This window comes from Cupriavidus lacunae, assembly GCF_003353055.1.
Classification (GTDB): Bacteria; Pseudomonadota; Gammaproteobacteria; order Burkholderiales; family Burkholderiaceae; genus Cupriavidus; species Cupriavidus lacunae.
This window is the reverse complement of record NZ_QKWJ01000195.1, coordinates 1-3,462: the sequence shown is the minus strand read 5'-3', so window position 1 is coordinate 3,462 and position 3,462 is coordinate 1. Positions and strand designations below refer to the sequence as shown.

At 64.4% G+C, this 3,462-nt stretch carries 2 protein-coding genes; one reads left to right on the top strand and one right to left on the bottom strand.

The annotated features are described in order from the left end of the window. A partial coding sequence (locus DN412_RS42490) for a cytochrome P450 (protein ID WP_279635317.1) occupies positions 1–1,632 on the bottom strand: 1,632 nt, incomplete at its 3' end. A 282-nt stretch (positions 1,633–1,914) separates the two neighbouring features. On the opposite strand from DN412_RS42490, the gene DN412_RS42485 reads away from it, so the two are divergent. Next, the gene (locus DN412_RS42485) at positions 1,915–3,399 is read left to right on the top strand and encodes a flavin-containing monooxygenase (protein WP_115216945.1); all 1,485 of its coding nucleotides are present in this window, start codon (positions 1,915–1,917) and stop codon (positions 3,397–3,399) included. Positions 3,400–3,462: the final 63 nt, after the last annotated feature.

The following is a 3,462-nucleotide window of genomic DNA, read 5'->3' as shown; positions in this document are numbered from 1 at the left end:
CGACAGCGCAGCCTTCGCTTCGAGCAGCGCCAGGCTGCGGCCCGGGCACAGGCGCGGCCCGGAGCCGAATGGCACGAAGCCGCTGCGGTGGTGCGCAGCCGCGGAGCTTTCCAGCCAGCGCTCGGGGCGGAATTCCAGCGCCGCGGCGAAGTTGTTGTCCCGCAGTACATTGGGACGGGTCACCAGCATGAGCAGCGTTCCCCGGGGAACCGCAAATCCCGCGATCTCCACGTCGCGGTTCGGTTCGACGTAGATCAGCGGCGCAACAGGCTTGAGCCGCAGCGATTCATGCACCACTGCATCCAGGTAGACCAACCGCGAAGCATCGTGGATATCTGCAAGCACGTCGGTTGTGCCCAGCACTTCGGCCGTTTCTTCCTGCATCCTGCGTTGGACGTCCGCGTGGATGCACATGAAATACAGGATCCAGGAGATGGTGTTGGCAGTGGTGTCTTCCCCTGCAAGCAGCATGGTGAAGCAGTCGGCAATCAGCTCCTCATCACTCAGCGGCGCGTCATCCGCAGCCTGTGCGGCGACCATGGCCTCGAGAAAGTTGCGCGGGTGTGCGGCCAGATCGGGCGCCTGCGCCAGCCGCTCGCGCGCCGCTACGATCATCTCGCCGATGAACTTGCGTAGCGCCTGCACTGCCTTGTCGTAGGCGCGGTCCGCTGGCAGCCTGACGTAGTGCCAGTAGGGAAAGAGGGCATTCAGGCGGCGGTCGAACATCGGGAGGATGCATTCCAGGTGCTGCTGCACGGGGCCGCCTTCGCCCTCCAGCGTGTTCGTGTCATGACCAAAGGCCAGGCTGGCGGTGACATCGACGGCATACCGCTTCAGGTCCTGCTGCACGTGAACCGGCAGTCCATCGGCCGCCGCCTGTTCCCATCGCCTCTTCAGCCTGCGGGTGACGCCGGCAAGGGTTGGAAAGAAGTCCCGCAGATGGTGTGCGTCCAGCGCCTGGGCGACGGGCCGCCGGTGTCTCCGCCAAGTCTCGCCTTCGGCCGAGAAAACACCCAATGCGCCGACCTCGCGCGACAGGGCTTCGACGGCGCGTGCACGGCGAAAGGTTTCCGGCCGGTCGTGGAGGATTCTGTCGATCCATTCTCCGCCTGATACCACGACGGCAGGATGGCCCGCCAGGTTGATGCGGTAGATCGGGCCGAACGCTGCACACCATTGCTCCAGCTCGATGTGCATGCGGGACTGGTGGAGCTGGAGAAGGTTGCCTAGCCATGGGAGACCGGCCGGGCCCGGGAGCTGTTCCAGCGGCCGTGCAGGGGCGGTGGACTGCACGCCGCCGCGATCGTCGGTCTGGCGCTTCCAGGCCAGGATCTGAGTGCGGTCGACCAGCACATCGTCGCCTTCGACGGCGCAGGCGAAACGCTTCAGGCAAATCTCCGGCCGGTCGAGGTTGGCGCCTGTGCCACAGTCGAAGCGCCATCCGTGTCCGCGGCAGGTCAGGATGCCGTTGCTGATGGCGCCTTCGGCCAGCAAAGTGCCGCGGTGCGGGCAGTGGCCCTGGAACGCGCTGAGACTCGCGCCGTGGCGCAGCACGACGATGTCCACGCCTTCAGCGCGGGCGGGCAGGATGCCGTCATCACGCAGGGCGGCCGAGGATCCGATGCGGACCATGTCGGCCTTGGCTGGCGTGACTGCTTGCTCCCCGGCCATTGTGGCCTCCGTCAGTTATCTTGCTGCCATCGCTGGCAGGCGGGTCTGCAATCATCGTAGCCAAGAGGGCGGGGGTTACAAGGGTTGCTGTTGCGGACGCTGCGATATGCCGCGTCAGGCGCAGCCGGGCACGACTGGGGAGGTGCACCGTCGACGATCCACGCGGCTAGCACCTAATACCACCGTCGCAATGGCTAAACTAGATTTCGAGTCGAGTTTTGGTTTAGGGTGGCGGGAGACTCCATGAGCGACGGCACACACTTCGACGTCCTTATCGTCGGCGCTGGCATCTCTGGAATCGGCGCGGCCTGCCACCTCAAGGCCCGCCGACCCGGCTCGACGTTCGCGATCCTGGAAGGGCGCGACTCGATTGGCGGCACGTGGGACCTGTTCAAGTACCCGGGCATCCGCTCGGACTCGGACATGCCGACCTTCGGCTACAGCTTCAAACCGTGGACCCACCGCAAGGCGATTGCCGACCGGAACCTCATTCTGGACTACCTCCGGGAGACCGTCACCGAGAACTTCATCGAGCCGCACATCCGATTCTGCTATAAGGTGCTCGCGGCCGAGTTCTCCTCGTCGACTGCGCACTGGACCATCACCGCTGAGCACTCCAGCACCGGCGAGCAGACCCAGTTCACGTCGCGATTCCTGTTCCTCGGCACCGGCTACTACGACTATGAATCAGGCTTCACGCCCGATTTCGCCGGTGTCGATGAGTTCACGGGGCAGGTGATCCACCCGCAGCATTGGCCCGAGGATCTGGACTACGCCGGCAAGCGGGTGGTCGTAATCGGCAGCGGCGCGACCGCCGTGACGCTGACTCCCGCAATGGCCGACAAGACGTCGCACATCACGATGTTACAGCGTTCGCCGAGCTACATCCTCGCCATTCCGGCCGAGGACGTGATCGCCAACTTCCTGAACAAGGTGCTCGGCCCCAAGCGCGCGTCGCGGATCGTGCGGCGAAAGAACATCCTGCTGGCCCGCGGCATCTTCAAAGCCTGCCGACGCTTCCCCAGGCTCACGCGTTGGCTGCTGCTCGCCCTCGTGCGGCTACAGTTGCCCAAACACTTCGACAGCGACACGCACTTTTCCCCGCGCTACAACCCGCGGGAACAGCGGCTGTGCTTCGTACCCAACGGCGATCTGTTTAAGGCGATCAAATCGGGACGGGCATCGGTCGTTACCGACCGGATCGACCGCTTTACCGCATCCGGTATCAAGCTCGAGTCGGGGCAGGAACTGGCCGCTGACATCGTCGTGACCGCGACCGGGCTCAACATGTTGCCGTTCGGCAAAATCCAACTGAGCGTCGACGGACAGCGGGTGACCATCCCGGACACCACGTTCTACAAGGCCGTGATGCTCTCCGGGGTGTCGAACTTCGCATTCGCCCTCGGCTACACCAACATCTCTTGGACGCTCAAGGTAGACCTTGTCTGCGAATACTTCTGCCGGTTGCTCGACCATATGGACGCGCACGGCTATCGCATCGTCGAGCCGGTGCTCGACGACCCGGATATGACACGTATTACAGCCAATAACCTGAAGGCCGGATACGTCCAGCGCGGCATGGGAAAGTTCCCGCGCGCGGGAACGCGCGGACCGTGGATCGTCGACCACGCTTACGAGAAAGACGTGGAGCGCCTGCGCGAGGGCCTTGTCGAGGACAGCGCCTTGAAGTTCACCGTCGCCACCAGCCCAGCGCGACCGGCCTCCTAGGCGGAGCGAGATGATGCTGACTGACCTCACCTTCACCAGCCACGCGGTCCGCTGCGCGGCCTG